The organism is Brevibacterium sp. ZH18 (genome assembly GCF_022748595.1).
In the GTDB taxonomy this organism is placed as follows: domain Bacteria; phylum Actinomycetota; class Actinomycetes; order Actinomycetales; family Brevibacteriaceae; genus Brevibacterium.
Window position 1 is genome coordinate 93,499 of record NZ_JALDSX010000001.1, and the last position, 15,819, is coordinate 109,317.

16 protein-coding genes are annotated in these 15,819 nt (G+C 64.6%); 15 read left to right on the plus strand and 1 reads right to left on the minus strand.

What is annotated here, in order from left to right; genetic code table 11:
• Nucleotides 1-81: 81 nt before the first annotated feature.
• The 8 genes from obgE to MPN20_RS00465 all read left to right on the plus strand — a co-directional run bounded on the left by obgE (nt 82) and on the right by MPN20_RS00465 (nt 7,596).
• Complete coding sequence (gene obgE, locus MPN20_RS00430) at nt 82-1,644, plus strand: GTPase ObgE (RefSeq protein WP_242778018.1); 1,563 nt, start codon at nt 82-84, stop codon at nt 1,642-1,644.
• Nucleotides 1,641-2,873, plus strand: a complete 1,233-nt coding sequence (gene proB, locus MPN20_RS00435; RefSeq protein WP_242778020.1) for a glutamate 5-kinase — start codon at nt 1,641-1,643, stop codon at nt 2,871-2,873. The genes obgE and proB overlap by 4 nt, the downstream gene beginning before the upstream one ends.
• Nucleotides 2,812-4,101, plus strand: a complete 1,290-nt coding sequence (locus MPN20_RS00440) for a glutamate-5-semialdehyde dehydrogenase (protein WP_242778023.1) — start codon at nt 2,812-2,814, stop codon at nt 4,099-4,101. The genes proB and MPN20_RS00440 overlap by 62 nt, the downstream gene beginning before the upstream one ends.
• A gap of 150 nt (nt 4,102-4,251) precedes the next feature.
• Nucleotides 4,252-4,413, plus strand: coding sequence for a hypothetical protein (locus MPN20_RS00445; RefSeq protein WP_242778025.1), 162 nt, complete (start codon nt 4,252-4,254; stop codon nt 4,411-4,413).
• A gap of 1 nt (nt 4,414) precedes the next feature.
• Nucleotides 4,415-5,020: a nicotinate-nucleotide adenylyltransferase gene (gene nadD, locus MPN20_RS00450; protein ID WP_242778028.1), complete on the plus strand. Its 606-nt coding sequence runs from the start codon at nt 4,415-4,417 to the stop codon at nt 5,018-5,020.
• Nucleotides 5,013-6,560 carry a hypothetical protein gene (locus tag MPN20_RS00455; protein ID WP_242778031.1) on the plus strand — a complete coding sequence of 516 codons (1,548 nt, stop codon included), beginning with the start codon at nt 5,013-5,015 and terminating at the stop codon, nt 6,558-6,560. The genes nadD and MPN20_RS00455 overlap by 8 nt, the downstream gene beginning before the upstream one ends.
• Before the next feature lie 17 nt (nt 6,561-6,577).
• Complete coding sequence (gene rsfS / locus MPN20_RS00460) at nt 6,578-7,003, plus strand: ribosome silencing factor (RefSeq protein WP_242778034.1); 426 nt, start codon at nt 6,578-6,580, stop codon at nt 7,001-7,003.
• Entirely contained in the window at nt 7,000-7,596 is a 597-nt protein-coding gene (locus MPN20_RS00465) for a histidine phosphatase family protein (RefSeq protein ID WP_242778037.1), read from the plus strand. The genes rsfS and MPN20_RS00465 overlap by 4 nt, the downstream gene beginning before the upstream one ends.
• A 54-nt stretch (nt 7,597-7,650) precedes the next feature.
• Here the strand turns inward: MPN20_RS00465 and MPN20_RS00470 are convergent, their stop codons facing one another.
• A complete protein-coding gene (locus MPN20_RS00470; RefSeq protein WP_242778040.1) occupies nt 7,651-8,754 on the minus strand; it encodes a glycosyltransferase family 1 protein in 1,104 nt (367 codons plus the stop codon).
• Between the two features lie 135 nt (nt 8,755-8,889).
• On the opposite strand from MPN20_RS00470, the gene MPN20_RS00475 reads away from it, so the two are divergent.
• The 7 genes from MPN20_RS00475 (at nt 8,890) to efeU (ending at nt 15,816) form a co-directional block, all read left to right on the plus strand.
• A complete protein-coding gene (locus MPN20_RS00475; RefSeq protein ID WP_242778043.1) occupies nt 8,890-11,946 on the plus strand; it encodes a DUF4040 family protein in 3,057 nt (1,018 codons plus the stop codon).
• Nucleotides 11,943-12,275 carry a cation:proton antiporter subunit C gene (locus MPN20_RS00480; protein ID WP_242778046.1) on the plus strand — a complete coding sequence of 111 codons (333 nt, stop codon included), beginning with the start codon at nt 11,943-11,945 and terminating at the stop codon, nt 12,273-12,275. Before MPN20_RS00475 ends, MPN20_RS00480 begins: the two co-directional genes overlap by 4 nt.
• Nucleotides 12,272-13,789, plus strand: a complete 1,518-nt coding sequence (locus MPN20_RS00485; protein WP_242778049.1) for a proton-conducting transporter membrane subunit — start codon at nt 12,272-12,274, stop codon at nt 13,787-13,789. The genes MPN20_RS00480 and MPN20_RS00485 overlap by 4 nt, the downstream gene beginning before the upstream one ends.
• Complete coding sequence (locus tag MPN20_RS00490) at nt 13,789-14,205, plus strand: Na+/H+ antiporter subunit E (protein ID WP_242778223.1); 417 nt, start codon at nt 13,789-13,791, stop codon at nt 14,203-14,205. The genes MPN20_RS00485 and MPN20_RS00490 overlap by 1 nt, the downstream gene beginning before the upstream one ends.
• Entirely contained in the window at nt 14,202-14,462 is a 261-nt protein-coding gene (locus MPN20_RS00495; protein WP_242778052.1) for a monovalent cation/H+ antiporter complex subunit F, read from the plus strand. Before MPN20_RS00490 ends, MPN20_RS00495 begins: the two co-directional genes overlap by 4 nt.
• The gene (locus MPN20_RS00500; protein ID WP_242778055.1) at nt 14,462-14,872 is read left to right on the plus strand and encodes a monovalent cation/H(+) antiporter subunit G; all 411 of its coding nucleotides are present in this window, start codon (nt 14,462-14,464) and stop codon (nt 14,870-14,872) included. Before MPN20_RS00495 ends, MPN20_RS00500 begins: the two co-directional genes overlap by 1 nt.
• Before the next feature lie 92 nt (nt 14,873-14,964).
• On the plus strand, nt 14,965-15,816 hold the full coding sequence (efeU, locus tag MPN20_RS00505; protein ID WP_242778058.1) for an iron uptake transporter permease EfeU: 852 nt from the start codon (nt 14,965-14,967) through the stop codon (nt 15,814-15,816).
• Nucleotides 15,817-15,819: the final 3 nt, after the last annotated feature.

The window sequence follows — 15,819 nt, forward strand, 5'->3', positions numbered from 1 at the left end:
CGACTAACTGTTTTTCCCCCTCCGTGGGGGTCCATGAAGGGTGAGTCTCGAGACTCACCCTTCATCTGATATAAGGACATCATGGCCACCGAGTTCATAGATCGTGTCACAGTTCATCTGTCAGCCGGAGACGGCGGCAACGGGTGTGCCTCGATCAAGCGCGAAAAGTTCAAACCCCTCGGCGGCCCGGACGGCGCCAATGGAGGGCAGGGCGGCGACATCAAGTTCGTCGTCGACTCTCAGACGACGACTCTGCTGCCGCTTCACCACCGGCCGCACCTGACCGCCAAGGACGGCGGCATCGGCAAGGGCGATCTTCGCCACGGTGCCGATGGCGGCGATCTGATCGTTCAAGTGCCCGACGGCACAGTCGTCAAGACCCAGAACGGCGACATCATCGCCGACCTCGTTGGTGCCGGCACCGAGTACATCGCAGCGGCCGGCGGCCGTGGCGGTCTCGGCAATGCGGCTCTCGCCTCGACGAAGCGCAAGGCGCCCGGATTCGCTCTTCTCGGCGAGCCTGGTGAGACGGAAACGCTCGTCCTCGAACTCAAGTCGATTGCGGACATTGCTCTGGTCGGCTATCCCTCGGCAGGGAAGTCGAGCCTGATTGCCGCGATGTCTTCGGCCAAGCCGAAGATCGCCGACTATCCGTTCACGACCCTGGTGCCCAACCTCGGCGTGGTTCAGGCCGGCGATGTGCGCTTCACCGTGGCCGACGTTCCCGGGCTCATCCCCGGTGCGTCCGAGGGCAAGGGCCTCGGCCTGGAATTCCTCCGCCACGTCGAGCGCTGTGCTGCGCTCGTCCACGTCATCGACATGGCGACTTGGGAGTCAGGCCGCGACCCCGTCTCGGACCTCTCGACCATCGAAGCCGAGCTTTCCGCCTACGCCGTCGACCTCGACGACGGCAGCGGTCTGCTGCCGCTGTCCGAGCGCCCCAAGCTCGTCGCACTGAACAAGGTCGACATCCCTGACGGTCATGATCTGGCGGACATCGTGCGCCCGGACCTCGAAGCCGCCGGCTACCGGGTCTTCGAGATCTCCGCGGTCAGCCACGCGGGACTGCGCGAGCTCTCCTTCGCCATGGCCGAACTCGTCGCCGTCGAACGTGAACGCCGGGCCGCGCTCGAAGCGATTCCGCAGCGAGTCGTCATCAGGCCCAAGGCCGTCGACGACCGCGGTTACGTGGTCAGCGCCGAAAGCGACGAAGACGGACCAGTCTTCCGGATCAGGGGAGTCAAACCCGAACGCTGGGTGCGGCAGACTGAATTCGGCAATGACGAAGCCGTCGGATACCTCGCGGACCGCCTCGAGCGCCTCGGCGTCGAGGACTCGCTGTTCAAGGCCGGGGCCAAACCCGGTGACACCATCGTCATCGGCGGCGATGACGGAGTCGTCTTCGACTGGGATCCGACGAGCGTCGGCGGTGCCGAACTCCTCGGCTCCCGCGGCACCGACCTCCGCCTGGAAGAGGATGTGCGTGCCACGCGCAAGGAGCGCAAGGCCGCATTCCACGACCGGATGGACGCGAAGTCTGCCGCGCGAGAGGAATTCGAGCAGGAGCGCGTCGCCGAACGCGCAGCACGGGAGCACGAGGCAGCTGCCGCTCGTCGGCGTGATGTGGAGTCTGCACAGGAATGAGCCGAGATCAGCGTGGCGAGACTGCCACAGCGTCAGTGCGCGCTGAGATCGCTTCGGCCCGTCGCGTCGTCATCAAGGTCGGTTCGTCCTCGCTGACGTCGATCGACGGCGGACTCGACGAATCCAGGCTGATCGCTCTGACCGATGTCATCGGTGCCCATCGCGCCGCGGGACACGAGGTGATCCTCGTGTCCTCAGGTGCGATCGCGGCCGGACTCGAGCCGATGGGTCTGAACAAGCGCCCACGAGACCTCGCGACGCAGCAGGCCGCTGCCGGTGTCGGACAGGGTCTGCTCATGGCCGCCTATACGAGGGCGCTGGGTCGATTCGATCTGGTGCCCGGCCAGGTGCTCCTGTCTGCCGATGACCTCATCCGCAGGACTCAGTACAAGAATGCTCAGCGCGCGATCGACAAGCTCCTCGCCCTGGGGACGATGCCCATCGTCAACGAGAACGATGCGGTCGCGACCGAGGAGATCCGCTTCGGCGACAACGATCGTCTCGCCGCTCTCGTCGCCCACCTGGCCCACGCCGATGCTCTTGTCCTCCTGTCTGACGTCGATGCCCTCTACACGGGCCCACCGGATCTGGCCGGTTCGCAACGCATCGACTGCGTCGCCGGAACCGATGATCTCGGCGACGTCGCCATCGGTGGGACCGGAAGTGCCGGTGTTGGCACCGGTGGAATGGCCACGAAGGTCGAGGCCGCTCTCATGGTCGCCGATTCGGGCATCCCCGCGGTGCTCACATCGGCGCCGCAGGTGAGCCACGTACTCGCCGGAGAGCATGTGGGAACCTGGTTCTCCGTCACCCACAAGCGTCGTGGGACGCGTCTGCTGTGGCTGCGGCATCTGGCTCGAACGTTCGGTTCGATCACGATCGACAGAGGAGCCGAAGCCGCCGTGCGATCGCGGGGAACCTCCCTGCTGGCCGCGGGCGTGACCGGGGTCGAAGGCGAATTCGAAGCTGGGGACCCGGTGGAGATTCGAAACCTCGCCGGACACGTCATCGCTCGGGGGATGACGAATTTCTCCTCGAACGAGCTGCCGGCGATGTTCGGCTACTCGACGGATGAACTTGGCACCCGGCTGGGAAGTGACTACCGTAAAGAAGTCATCCATCGAAATGATCTCGTACTCACCCAGGTGAGCGGGGGGGAGATAGCACATGACCGCTGCATCCGAGATTCACCCGAAAACCGTTCGGGGCGTCACACGGGTGGCCCGTAACGCCAAGAGCGCAGCTGCTCAGCTGGCGACGACTTCGACAGTGGAGAAGAACGCCGCTCTGCAGGCCATCGCCGACGGGCTCCGGGCGAACGCCGCACGCATCATCAAGGCCAACGATGCCGACATCGCCGCCGGCACGGAGAACGGGATGAGGGCCTCGCTGCTCGACCGACTGCGCCTCGACGAGGACCGCATCGACGCGATCGCCGCATCTGTCGAAGCCGTCATCGATCTCGCCGACCCGGTCGGCAACATCATCGTCGGCCGGACCCTTCCCAACGGAATCCGCCTGAGCCAGACCCGCGTGCCGATGGGTGTCATCGGGGCGATCTACGAAGCTCGTCCTAACGTCACCGTCGACATCGCCATCCTCGCCCTGAAAGCCGGAAACGCAACCATCTTGCGCGGAGGCTCCGCCGCCCAGAACTCGAACACCGAGATCATCTCGATCCTGCGCAGCGCCGTCGAATCCGCCGGCCTGGCGGCCGACTCGATCAACGGAATCGACCAATACGGCCGCGACGGCGCCAGTGTGCTCATGAACGCCCGCGACTACGTCGACCTGCTCATCCCGCGCGGCGGGGCAGAACTCATCAACATGGTCGTGCAGGAGTCCATCGTGCCCGTCATCGAGACCGGCATCGGCAATGTGCACATGTTCATCGACTCCTCGGCGACCGTGAAGAACTCCGTCGATCTCGTCATCAACTCGAAGACGCAACGGCCCAGCGTCTGCAACTCGCTCGAAACCCTGCTCGTCCATGAGAAGGCTGCCAAGCGGGTGCTGCCGAAGATCCTCGAACGCCTCGACAAAGCCGATGTGATCGTTCATGCAGACACCGACGTGGCGGCCCTGGCTCCGCCCTCGATGAAGGTCCGTCGGGTGTCGCGGCGCGACTGGGCCAAGGAGTACCTCGACCTCGAACTCGCGGTGAAGATCGTCTCCGGCATCGAAGAGGCCATCGACCACATCCGTGCCTACACCTCCGGACACACGGAGGTCATCGTGACGAAGGACCTCGACAATGCTGAGACGTTCGTCTCAGCCATCGATGCAGCGGCTGTGGGCGTCAACGTCTCTACTCGCTTCACCGACGGGGGAGAGCTCGGCTTCGGCGCCGAGGTCGGGATCTCAACGCAGAAACTTCATGCTCGGGGCCCGATGGGCGTCGAACAGCTCACCACCACCAAGTGGATCATGATCGGCAATGGTCAGATCAGAGCGTGAACCCGGCCCGACTCGCCAGCGGGTGACGAGGTCACCGGCGAACTGAGTCCATGTCGGTGCGCATTTGACGCGCCGTTCATGAGAAACTGAAGACATCAGCACCATGGCGCATGACTGGATGCGCCGCCCAGCATCAGAAGGAGAACTCACATGAACGCAGCCCTGTTGGCCACCGTCGCCGAAGGCGCGGAGCATGCAGCCCACACCGAACTCCCGATGGAGCCGATCGCCTTCGGTCTCATCACCTTCGCGATCTTCATGACGATGGCATTCGTGACCCGGTCATGGAAGGGCATCTCCAACCGCCACTGATATGGCAAAGCACATACGCAGGGTCGGTGTCATGGGCGGCACGTTCGACCCCATCCACCACGGTCACCTGGTCGCCGCCAGCGAGGTGCAGTCGATCTTCGACCTCGACGAGGTCGTGTTCGTCCCCACCGGACGCCCCTATCAGAAGGATGTGGGCGCCGTCACCGACGCCGAACATCGCTACCTGATGACGGTCATCGCAACAGCGGCCAATCCTCGGTTCACGGTCTCCCGCGTTGACGTCGATCGTCCTGGCCCCACTTATACGATCGATACCCTGCGAGATCTGGCCCGAAGCTACGGCCCGGGCACAGAGATGTTCTTCATCACCGGCGCGGACGCTTTGGCTCAGATCCTGACGTGGAAGAATGTGGATGAGCTGTTTTCCTTGGCGCACTTCGTCGGAGTGAGCCGACCGGGGCACGAACTTCGCGGTGAGGGCCTCCCGGTGGACCGATTGAGTTTGGTGCAGATACCTGCACTGTCGATCTCGTCCACGGATTGCAGACAACGGGTGATGGCAGGCGCACCCGTCTGGTACCTCGTACCGGATGGTGTCGTTCAGTACATTGCGAAATACGAGTTGTACAGGAGTGAGAATGGCTGAGGAGCAGTTCACGTCACGACGCGCCAGGCGAGAAGCCGAACGGTTGGCGGCGGAACAGGCGTTCGAAGCGCGAGAGACGCCTGAACAGCCGGAAGATCCTGCCCCGACATCACGGGCCGATCTGCTCAGCCCTCCTCCAGTTCCGCCGGCGAAGCCGAGCAGCGCTCCAGGCAAGGCAGAATCCACCAGCACCGAGGCGGCACCTGCATCCGCGGAGACCGCCGAGTCCGTGCCGGAGGTTACTGCTGCCGCTGATCCGATGGTCGATGCCGACGAGTCGGCCTCCCGGATCGATCCGAACCCGGCCCCCAGCAATGCCCACGAGCGGGGTTCGCTGGCTTCTGACCATCCCGTCGAATCGCGTCCTCCAGTCAACGCCGAGGACCGGCTCGATCCCCAGCGGGCACCGCTGCCGCACTTCGACTCGCGGGCCGAGCGCAAACGCTATCTGCGCGAACACGGACTCTCCCTTGGTGGGGACCTCTCGACCGGTGCCCTTCCGGTCATCGCCGACCCGGATGAGATCGCTGGGAGCGATGAGTTCGCGGCGACCGACGAGACCGAACACGAGTCCTACGACACCGCAGGCTTCGGCGGCGACGCCGACGAGGTCGCTGCCCGCGACTTCGAGTCGCCCGTCACCCCGGAATCAGCTCCGCGCCCCACGCAGCTCGACGATGAGGCACGGGGGAGCCGGCCCGAGGACGAACCCGACGACGCTCTGTCAGCCCCGATCGAGATCGTGGAAGCCGAACAGGCCGATGAGGGCGAACAGGTCGAAGAAGCAGAGACGACCACCGCGGCCGAAGAGCATGATGATGCTGTCGAGTCGGATTCGCTTCCCGACACCGACCCCGACACCGACCCCAGTGCCGACGATTCGGCACAGCCGAGTGCTTCCGCGCCGGACGACGACGCGACAATCACCGATTCAGACTCCCGGTCACGGAAGCGTCGCATGCCCATCGTGGCGCCCCCGACCACCTCGGGCGTACGTGTGGTGACGGCCGCCTCGGCGAAGATCCCCGATCCGGAACCCGAAGGATCCTCTGACGACTCATTCGACTCATCGGATGTCAACGCGGCTCCGGCACCAGGACTGAACGATCGGGCCGACGCCGACGCCGACGCCGACGCCGACGCTGACGGAGACGCAGACGCAGACGTTGACGGTGATCATGATCACCGAGACGGTTCAGTCTCCGAGTCCGCAGTGCCGGGCCACGAGACCGAGGATCATTCCGCAGAAGGCACGAGCGATTCCGTCTCTCCCGACGATGCGGCTCGCGCCCTCGCGGCGAACCCCGAAACCCGTCCGATGGACACGGTGCCCGAAGCTTGGGCGCTGCCGAACTCTGACTACGAAGACGAAGAGACCGAGAACCCACCGGGCACCCGAATCCGGGCCAGCGCGGTGACCGGCAATGACGGTAAGATCCTCGTCGGGGAAGAACCCTCGAAGATGCCCTACATCGTGTTGGGCGTCGCTGCGCTCTTCGCGATCGGACTCATCGTCGTCGCATTGGCCATGCTGTTATAACCACTCGAAAGGATCTTGTGACCGAGATCGCTGAATCAACCCAACTCCTGAGGACTGCCGCTCTCGCGGCGGACGACAAGCTCGGCACCGATCAGGTGGCACTCGACGTGAGCGCCACCGTCTACATCACCGATGCCTTCCTCATCATCACCGCGGAGAACGATCGCCAGATCGACTCGATCGTCGATGCCGTCGAAGAAGGCCTGCAGACGACCCACGGACGCACACCCCTGCGTCGTGAAGGACGCGGCAGCGGTTCCTGGGTGCTACTGGACTTCGGCGACATCGTCGTCCACGTCTTCTCCGCCGAGCAGCGCGAATACTATGCTCTCGAGCGACTGTGGAAGGACTGCCCGGTCATCGACCTCGAGCTGCCTGAGCACGCCGAGAACTCCGGTGCCGAGAGCTCCGACGCCGAGAACGCCAGCTCCGACGCTCGATGACGAAGACCGTCATCTTCTGGCGACACGGCCAGACAGATTTCAATGTCGAGGGCCGGTTCCAGGGACAGTCAGACATCGGGCTCAACGAACTCGGCAGGATCCAAGCGGCTCAGGCTGCCTCCTACCTCGGTGAGCTCCGGCCTGAGATCATCGTGTCCTCCGACCTGTCACGGGCCGCCGACACCGCCGATCACCTGGCATCTGCTGCTGGAGTTGATCCGGTCCGCGACGAACGTCTGCGCGAGACCGCATTCGGCGAGTGGGAGGGGTTCACCCGCGGCGAAATCAGGGCGAACTGGCCTGACGAACTCGCAGAATGGCTCTCCGGGGCCGATATGAGTCCGCCCGGCGGAGAGTCGCGTACCCAATCGGGCCGACGCGTGGCCGATGCCATCACCGACATAGTCGAATCGTCGACCGCAGAGACGATCGCGATCGTCGCTCACGGGGCAGTCCTGAGAGGTGCCGCCGAGATCCTCCTCGGTATGAACGGTCCCGGCCGTCTTGCCGTCCTGGGCAACTGCGGCCACGGTGAGTTCGGATTCACCGGCACCAACTGGGTGCTGCGCAGTTGGGGCACCGCCCCCGCTTAAGCCTCTGTGCTCATCCGGGCACATTAGCTCATCCGGACACTGCGGTTACCGTCCTCAGGGACGGTGAGCGTGGACGTCCCGGATGAGGTCGATCAAAGCAGCGGCCGAGGCATCCCAGTTGAAGAGCTGTGACTGGTCCTGCCCGGCACGCGAGTGCTGCCTCCATACGGATTCGTCGCTCAGCCGGGTGAGAGCACGCGCGATCGACTCCGGATCGTCCGCATTGAAGTAGACCCCCGCCTCGGCGGCGATCTCATGGAAGATCGGAATGTCGGAGATCGCCACCGGCACGCCCTGCGCCATCGCCTCGATGACGGGCAGACCGAAGCCCTCCTCGCGGGATGCCGTGACCAACGCAGTCGCCTCGTCGAGCAGCTGGGCGTACTCGTCCTCGCTGACTCCGCGGTGGAAGACCACTCGAGCACGATCTGGGATCAGCGCCCGCAGCTCGGCCTCGCGTCGACCCTCGATGCGGCTGGCAATGTGCAGCGTCCATCCCGGCAGGTGCTCCAACGACCTGATCAGCGTCTCGACGTTCTTGTAAGGCATGAATGATCCCATGTAGACGATGGTCTTCGCGTCGTGTCGGGACATATCACGCACCGATGAGGCGGTGACTTCAGCGGCATTTGAAACCACGGACACCGGATGCGTGGTCAGATGGTGCTTGGCGATGAGGTCCTTCGTCGTCTCGCTGACCGCTGCAATCGCATCCGCCCGACCTAGCAGCAGGCGCTGCGGGGCGAAGCTGAGGTGATAGGCACGCCAGAGCAGGCGTACTGCGGCGGGCAGGTCGCCTGGAGGCAGAGGATGCGAATAGTAGATGAGGTCGTGGACGGTGAGGATGAGCCCGTACTTGCGACCGGCCGATCCCATCACCTGCATCGTCGAGAAGACCACATCGGCTCCGAGTGCATTGAGTTTGCTGGCGATGACGAGCTCCTGCGGCGAGGTGGGGGAGTTGAGCCGGACCCACCGGCACTCGGGCAGCAGCGCTAGCTGAGCCTCGTCGCTGATGATCGCGGTGACCTCGATGTCGGTTCCGCGAACCGCCTCGAGGAGCGCTGCGAGCAGACACGAACCGTAGCGGGAGATCCCGTCGTGGTGGGTGGTGCGAGTGAACCTGGCGTCGAAGAAGACGCTGATGGAACTGTTCATCTGTGTATTAGGTGAGCTTTTGCTCATGGAACTCCGAATCGATAGGCTGAACACTCGTAACTTTGCGTTCATCGCGACGAAGGGCCAGTGAGTGAAGGAACCAGCACCTGCGTCCGGGGCCCTGGAGCCTCGGTCGTGATCGCAACGATTATCGCACTTTCCGTTCTTGTCTTCATCACCCCACTCCTGACCCGTGCGATGGGTCGTGCCACCGGCTGGGTCCTCGCCGCTGCCTATCTGGGCGTCGCTGCGCTATTCACCCCCACCGCCGCCGAGGTGATGGCCGGGTCCACCCCGGACGTCAGCTTCTCGTGGATCCCGTCGCTGGGGGTCGAGCTCGCGCTGCGGGCCGACGGCATCGGGGTCGTCTTCACCTATATCGCACTCATCATCGGTGCGATCGTCTTCGTATACTCGACCTCGTACCTGGCGCCCGAACGGAACACGAGCTTCTACTGGCTGATGGTGATCTTCACGTTCTCCATGGTGGCGCTCGTGCTCAGCAACGACCTCATCGTCCTCTTCGTGTGCTGGGAGCTGACCTCCCTGGCCTCCTTCTTCCTCATCGCTCGATCCGGCTCGCCCGGACAGGCACCGGCGCTGCGGACTATGCTCTTCACCTTCGTCGGTGGGCTCTCTCTGCTCGTCGCCACCGGCGTGACCATCACGATCACCGGCACGACGAATCTGCACGAAGCGCTGATCTCTCCGATCTGGGCATCGCCGTCTGCGGCACCGACTCTCGTCGCGATCCTTGTGGCCGTCGCCGCCATGACGAAATCCGCCCAGTTCCCCTTCCACTCCTGGCTGCCCGACGCGATGGCGGCCGCGACCCCCGTGTCCGCGTATCTGCATGCCGCGGCTGTGGTCAAAGCCGGAATCTTCCTCATGCTCCGGTTCTCCCCGGCCTTCCACACCAACGCCGCCTGGAACACTCTGCTCATCACCGCGGGCCTCATCACTGCCTGCATCGGCGGCTGGTTTGCACTCAACCAGTACGACGTGAAGAAGCTGATGGCCTTCTCGACCGTCTCGCAGCTGGGCCTCATCACCGCCGTCATCGGCGTCGGCAGCGAGGCCGCCATAGCCGCGGCCACCCTGCACGTCATCGCCCACGCACTGTTCAAGTCGGGTCTGTTCATGATGGTCGGCGTCCTCGACCACCTGACCGGAACCCGTGAGCTCACCCGCATCCCGCGGCTGATGAAGGCGGCGCCGGTCTCGTTCGTCGTCATGATCATCGGCTGTGCATCGATGGCCGGAATCCCACCGCTGCTGGGCTTTGTGTCGAAGGAATCGCTGTTCACCGCGTTGGGTGAGACCCCAGGTGCGGCCTGGACCGCCTGGGTCACCCTGCTCATCGCCGTCGGCGCCTCGGTGCTGACCTTCGCCTACTGCGCCAAAACCGTGTGGGGCGCCTTCATCGATGGCAAACCCGTGGACCGAGCGCGACTCGGACACGGTTCGCCGGTCATGCTCACCGCGGCCGCTGTGCCCATCGTGGCCTCGATCCCACTGAGCTTCGTGCTCTTCGCCTTCAACACGCCGTTGGCCCAGGTCGTGGCCGCTGCCATCCCCGATGCTAGCGAACCCGTCCATCTCGCACTCTGGCACGGCGTGAACAAGGAGCTCCTCGCCTCGGCGCTCATCATCGCGATCGGGATCGTCATCATCCTCAACCGCTCACGGGTCTTCGCGTTCTTCCACCGGGCGACGCCAGGCTTCGACGGTGCCGACGTCATCGCCGGGCTGACCCGTATTCTGCGTCACCTCGGGCGCAGCCTCGGCGTGGTCGTACGGCCGATGAATTCGGGTCCCTACCTGGCAACCTCGCTGGGCGGGCTGACCCTGCTCGCCTTCGTCTCGGTTCCTCTGATCTACGCCGATCTGCCTCCACTCCAGGACCATTTGTGGAAACCCGTCGACATCGTGCTCCTCGTCCTCATCACCATCGCCGTCCTCGTCGTGTGCACCTCGCACTCGCGTCTGACCACAGTTGTCGCACTCTCTGCAGTGGGCATCTTGGCGACGGTGCAGATCTTGGCGCTGGGTGCCCCGGATGTCACACTCACCCAGCTCCTCGTGGAGGCCATGACGATCATCGTCATCATGCTCGTGCTGCAGAAGCTTCCCCGTTCGTTCTGGAAATACCCGAAGCGTCTGCAGGTCACCCGCGTGATCTTCGCGATCGCCGTCGGCTCCGGTGCCACGTTGCTCACCCTCGCGCTCAACGGACGCCGCGAGCGTTCGGACCTCGGTCTCTACTACATCGAGAACGCCCCGGACATCAGCGGGGGACACAACATTGTCAATACGATCCTCGTCGAATTCCGTGCACTCGACACCTTGGGCGAGCTGACTGTGCTCGGCATGGCCGGAATCGCCATCGTGGCCGTGATGTCGACGGTCAAGGACAAGTTCATCGACCCGCCGGCCGAGAACATCCCCGAGCCGCCGCGCCGCGCGTGGGTGTCCATTCGGCCCAAGGGCACGACCGCCTACCGCGCTGTGCACGAAGCCTGGCCCAACGTGATCCCGCAGCAGCTGACCATCAAGGTGCTCGGCCCGCTGCTCGTCGTGACCTCGCTGGTCATCTTCTGGCGCGGGCACAATGAACCCGGCGGCGGCTTCATTGCCGCCCTGGTCGGCTCCGCCGTCATCGGACTGCTCTATGTCTCGACGGCGAAGGACCGTGCCATCGGTCCGCCGCGCGCTCCGCTCTATCTCATCGGCTCGGGAGTCGCGATTGCCGTCATCACCGGCTTCATCGGCCTGATCTTCGCCGGTTCCTTCCTCGAGCCGATGCATGCAGAGTTCCTGGGTCAGCACTTCACCACTTCGATGATCTTCGACGTGGGCGTGTATCTGGCGGTGCTCGGACTCATCCTTCTCTCGTTCAACATCCTCGGCGTCTCCGACTCCGCAGCCACACCGGCAGGAGACGACGTGCTCACGAACGGCATCATCCGTCGCGACGTCGAACTCACCAGGGAGCGCGCCGACGAGCTGCTCTACGGTGAGCTCAGCGGTCCGCTCGACTCGATCAGAGGAGAGCGCCCCGTCGCAGATAGGCGGACCAAGGAGGAGCTCAAGGACGAAAAGGTCCGCGCCTCCTCGACCCACATCCTCCACGGCGACGCCCCGCCCGACTCCAGGCGCTCAGCCGACGACTCCAAGGAGGGAACACGATGATCCTGGCACTCACGATCGGGGTCCTCACGGCAGGCGGCGTGTATCTCATGATGCAGCGCTCGATGGTGCGCGGTGTCTTCGGACTCACCCTCATCTCGCATGCCGCGAACTTCATCCTGCTCTCCGCCGGAGTCGGAGCCTGGCGCGTGGAGCCGCTGAGCAACCGCGGCGACCAGTCGCTGGCGGCGGACCCGCTGCCGCAGGCCTTCGTGCTCACGGCCATCGTCATCACCCTGGCCGTGACCATCTTCATGCTTGCGCTCTCGGTCCTCGGCCACGACGACGACCAGAAGCGCGCCCCCGAGACAGGGGAGGTGCGCGAATCGTGAACCCCGCCTTCCTGCTCCTGCTCATCGCCGTCCCGCTCCTGGCTTCCGCGCTGAGCGTGCTCATCACTTCCCGGACCTTCGACCGCATCCTGCTGCTGGGTGCGCCCAGCTTCGTCGGACTCTCGGGTGTCGGGCTGCTCATCCTCCACGAGAGGACACCGGTGATCGCCCACTCTGTCGGCGGCTACGTGCCCGGCCTGGCGATACCTTTCGTCTCGGACACCTTCACGGCGCTCATGCTCGTGCTGACCTCGCTCACTGCGCTGATCAGCTGTATATTCCTCGTCTCGACTGGTGAGGACCAGTACCGGTTCGTCCCCGCGCTGATCCTCATGATGCTCACGGGCGTCTACGGCGCGCTGCTGACGGGGGACCTCTTCAACTTCTTCGTGTTCGTCGAGGTCATGGTACTGCCCGCCTATGCACTCGTCGCAGTCACGGGCACCTGGCGCCGCCTCGGCGTGGGTCGTATGTATGTCATGGTCAATCTGCTGACCTCGACGATCCTGCTCATCGGCGTGGGCTTCGTCTACGGTGCCTTCGGCTCCGTCAACATCGCGGTCCTCACCACGCTGGGAACGCCGACGGGGCAAGGGGCTCTCGCGCTCGGCGTCGTGCTCTTCGCGCTGACCATCAAGGCCGGCGTCGCACCGTTCCACGGGTGGCTCGTCCGCAGCTACCCGAACACCTCTGCGGGCATGATGTCGCTGTTCTCCGGGCTGCACTCGAAGGTCGCGATCTACGCCCTCTACCGGATCTACACTGCGGTCTACGGCCAGCCCGCTCCTTGGGCCACCGTCATCGTCATCATCGCCATCGCGTCGATCATCATCGGCTCACTGTCTGGGCTCGGACGCAACCGCGTCCGCGATGTGCTCGCCTTCCAGATGACCGCAGGCGTCGGGCACATCCTGCTCGGCATCGCCGTCCTGTCCGCAGCAGCTCTGGGTGCCGGCGCGTTCTACACCGTCCACCACATGATCACGATGTCCGGCCTGCTGCTCGTCATGGGCGCCGTCGAGCAGACCTACGGGACGGGATCGTTCAAGAAGCTCTCCGGGTTGGCGAGCCGGGAACGGTGGGCCAGCGTGCTCATGATCCTCGGCCTGTTCTCCCTCATCGGCCTGCCGCCGACCTCCGGGCTGTGGGGGAAGATCGGCCTCATCACCGCCGCCACCGCCGCCCGCAGCAGCGTCGGCTGGTGGCTCGTGGGAGCCATCGTTCTCGGTGCGATCATCAGCCTGATCGCGCTGCAGCGAACATGGCGCAACACATTCTGGGGGCCGCCGATGCAGACCTACCGTCCTGATTCAGCCGAGACCGGGCGGGCACCGGCCGTGCCCATCACCCGCAGCGTGCGCATTCCGCGCCGACTCTTGGTTCCCGGAACGATTATGATCGCACTCTCGGTGGCGCTCTTCGTGTTCCCCGAGCCGCTCCTTGAGATCACCCACCGCGCAGCCATGGGTCTGCTCGACCACACGGCCTACGTCGAGGCGGTGATCGCACAGTGATGCGACTCATCCACGGCATCTCCTACGTCGGGTACATCGCCTGGGCCATCGTGACCGGATCGGTCACGATCGTCGCTCGGCAGTTCCGGTTCAGCCGACCCTACGCTGAGCCGATGATCGTCGAGGTTCCGCTGCGGGCCGCCACCGATCTGGAGATCACGCTGTTCGCCTCGTCGATCACCATCACCCCCGGCACGCTGGTCACAGCGATCGCGGCCGGCACATCGACGGCTCCGCCTGTCTTCTTCGTCCACGCCCTGTTCGAGGACTCGGAGCAGACGGCGCTCGAGGGTCTCTACGACATGGAGTCGCGTCTGCTGGCCATGACCCGCGGGCGCGCGCCGGTGAGTTCCCCGCCTGCCCATGTGAGTTCGACGCCCATCGCCGAGGCGGGGCCGGAGAGAGGAGAGTCATGACCGTCGTCGTCAGCATCTGCATCTTCATCCTGGCAGCCACGATCATCGTCGGCCTGCTGCGCGTCCTGACTGCGAAGGACCTGGGGTCTCGAGCCATCGTCAGCGACCTCGTGTACTTCTCTTCGATCGGGATCCTCACAATGATCGGCATCCAGGTCTCGTCCTCGATCGTCATCGACATCATCTTCCTGGCATCGATGGTCGGCATCCTGGCGACGATCGCTCTGGCCCGGATCCTCACGAGGGGGCTCCGCTGATGAACGACGTCACAGCCACCGTCCTGGTCGGGGTCTTCGGGATCTCCGGCTCGCTGCTCATGCTGTTCTCGGCTCTCGCGATGTTCCGTGTGCGCGACGCGCTCTCCCGCATCAATGTCTTCTCACCGGCAACCGGACTCGGCATGCCCCTCATCGTCGCCGCGGCCTACGTCTACGTACTGCACACCGAAGGGTTCGCCTGGATCACGCTGCTCATGGCAGTCGGAGCCTTCGTCTGCCTCATCATCGTGTCGTCGGTGGCCAGCAATACGCTCTCGCGCTCGAGCGTGCTCTCCGGCCAGCCTGTGCACCGCAAGACCTCGCCGAACCGACTCGCGCACCCGCCTGCCGGTGTCGTCGACGTCGATCCCGATGCACCGGCCGCCGCTGAGGAGACCGGCGAGTCCTGAGGCGCCACACACTGCGGACTTAAGTGAGGCTGTCCTATGCTAATATGAGCGAGCCGCACACAGCGACACCGGTTCGCACCAGAAAGCACCCCATGTTCCAGACGTTCCTCATCGGCCTGCGCGAGGGCCTCGAAGCCGCGCTGATCGTGAGCATCCTCATCGGATACCTCCACAAGATCGGGCGCACACGCGAGGTTCGAGCCATGTGGGTCGGGATCGCTGCAGCCATCCTCGTCGCCCTCGGCTTCGGCGCGCTGCTCACCTTCGGCCCGTCGACGCTGACCTTTGAAGCGCAGGAATTCATCGGCGGCAGCCTCTCGATCATCGCCGTCGGCTTCGTCACCTGGATGATCTTCTGGATGGCACGGACGTCGAAGAACCTCGGCCGCGAGCTCCATGCCGCCACTGACAAGGCACTCGAGGGACCGCTGATCGGTCTCGTCGCCCTCGGCGCGATCTCCGTCGGACGCGAAGGACTCGAAACCGCACTGTTCCTCTGGGCGGCGACCCGTGCCAACACCTCGGCGACCACCTCCGCGCTGGGACTGACTGCCGCCGCGGTCGTCGGCATTCTCGTCGCCATCGCCCTTGCCTGGCTGATCTCCAAAGGGCTCCTCCGCCTCAACCTCGCGGCGTTCTTCAAGTACACGGGCGGGTTCCTCGTCATCGTCGCCGCAGGCGTCCTCGCCTACGGCTTCCACGACCTTCAGGAAGCCGGCGTCATCCCCGGCCTGCATTCACTGGCTTTCGACTTCACCGCAGCGATCCCTCCCACCAGCTGGTACGGGGTACTGCTCAAAGGCGTCTTCAACTTCTCCCCGGCGACGACCTGGGTCGAGTTCACCGTGTGGTGGCTCTACGTCATCATCGTCGGCACCCTGTTCATCCGCGGTCTGCGCGCATCGTCAACGAAGCCAGCGCAGACAGTCTCCGATCGCCGCTGACGG

Excerpts from the sequence above, each read along its gene's own strand:
- obgE (WP_242778018.1), top strand. The coding sequence starts at position 82 with ATGGCCACCGAGTTCATAGATCGTGTCACAGTTCATCTGTCAGCCGGA.
- proB (WP_242778020.1), top strand. The coding sequence starts at position 1,641 with ATGAGCCGAGATCAGCGTGGCGAGACTGCCACAGCGTCAGTGCGCGCT.
- MPN20_RS00440 (WP_242778023.1), top strand. The coding sequence starts at position 2,812 with ATGACCGCTGCATCCGAGATTCACCCGAAAACCGTTCGGGGCGTCACA.
- MPN20_RS00445 (WP_242778025.1), top strand. The coding sequence starts at position 4,252 with ATGAACGCAGCCCTGTTGGCCACCGTCGCCGAAGGCGCGGAGCATGCA.
- nadD (WP_242778028.1), top strand. The coding sequence starts at position 4,415 with ATGGCAAAGCACATACGCAGGGTCGGTGTCATGGGCGGCACGTTCGAC.
- MPN20_RS00455 (WP_242778031.1), top strand. The coding sequence starts at position 5,013 with ATGGCTGAGGAGCAGTTCACGTCACGACGCGCCAGGCGAGAAGCCGAA.
- MPN20_RS00465 (WP_242778037.1), top strand. The coding sequence starts at position 7,000 with ATGACGAAGACCGTCATCTTCTGGCGACACGGCCAGACAGATTTCAAT.
- MPN20_RS00470 (WP_242778040.1), bottom strand. The coding sequence starts at position 8,754 with ATGAACAGTTCCATCAGCGTCTTCTTCGACGCCAGGTTCACTCGCACC.
- MPN20_RS00480 (WP_242778046.1), top strand. The coding sequence starts at position 11,943 with ATGATCCTGGCACTCACGATCGGGGTCCTCACGGCAGGCGGCGTGTAT.
- MPN20_RS00490 (WP_242778223.1), top strand. The coding sequence starts at position 13,789 with ATGCGACTCATCCACGGCATCTCCTACGTCGGGTACATCGCCTGGGCC.
- MPN20_RS00495 (WP_242778052.1), top strand. The coding sequence starts at position 14,202 with ATGACCGTCGTCGTCAGCATCTGCATCTTCATCCTGGCAGCCACGATC.
- MPN20_RS00500 (WP_242778055.1), top strand. The coding sequence starts at position 14,462 with ATGAACGACGTCACAGCCACCGTCCTGGTCGGGGTCTTCGGGATCTCC.
- efeU (WP_242778058.1), top strand. The coding sequence starts at position 14,965 with ATGTTCCAGACGTTCCTCATCGGCCTGCGCGAGGGCCTCGAAGCCGCG.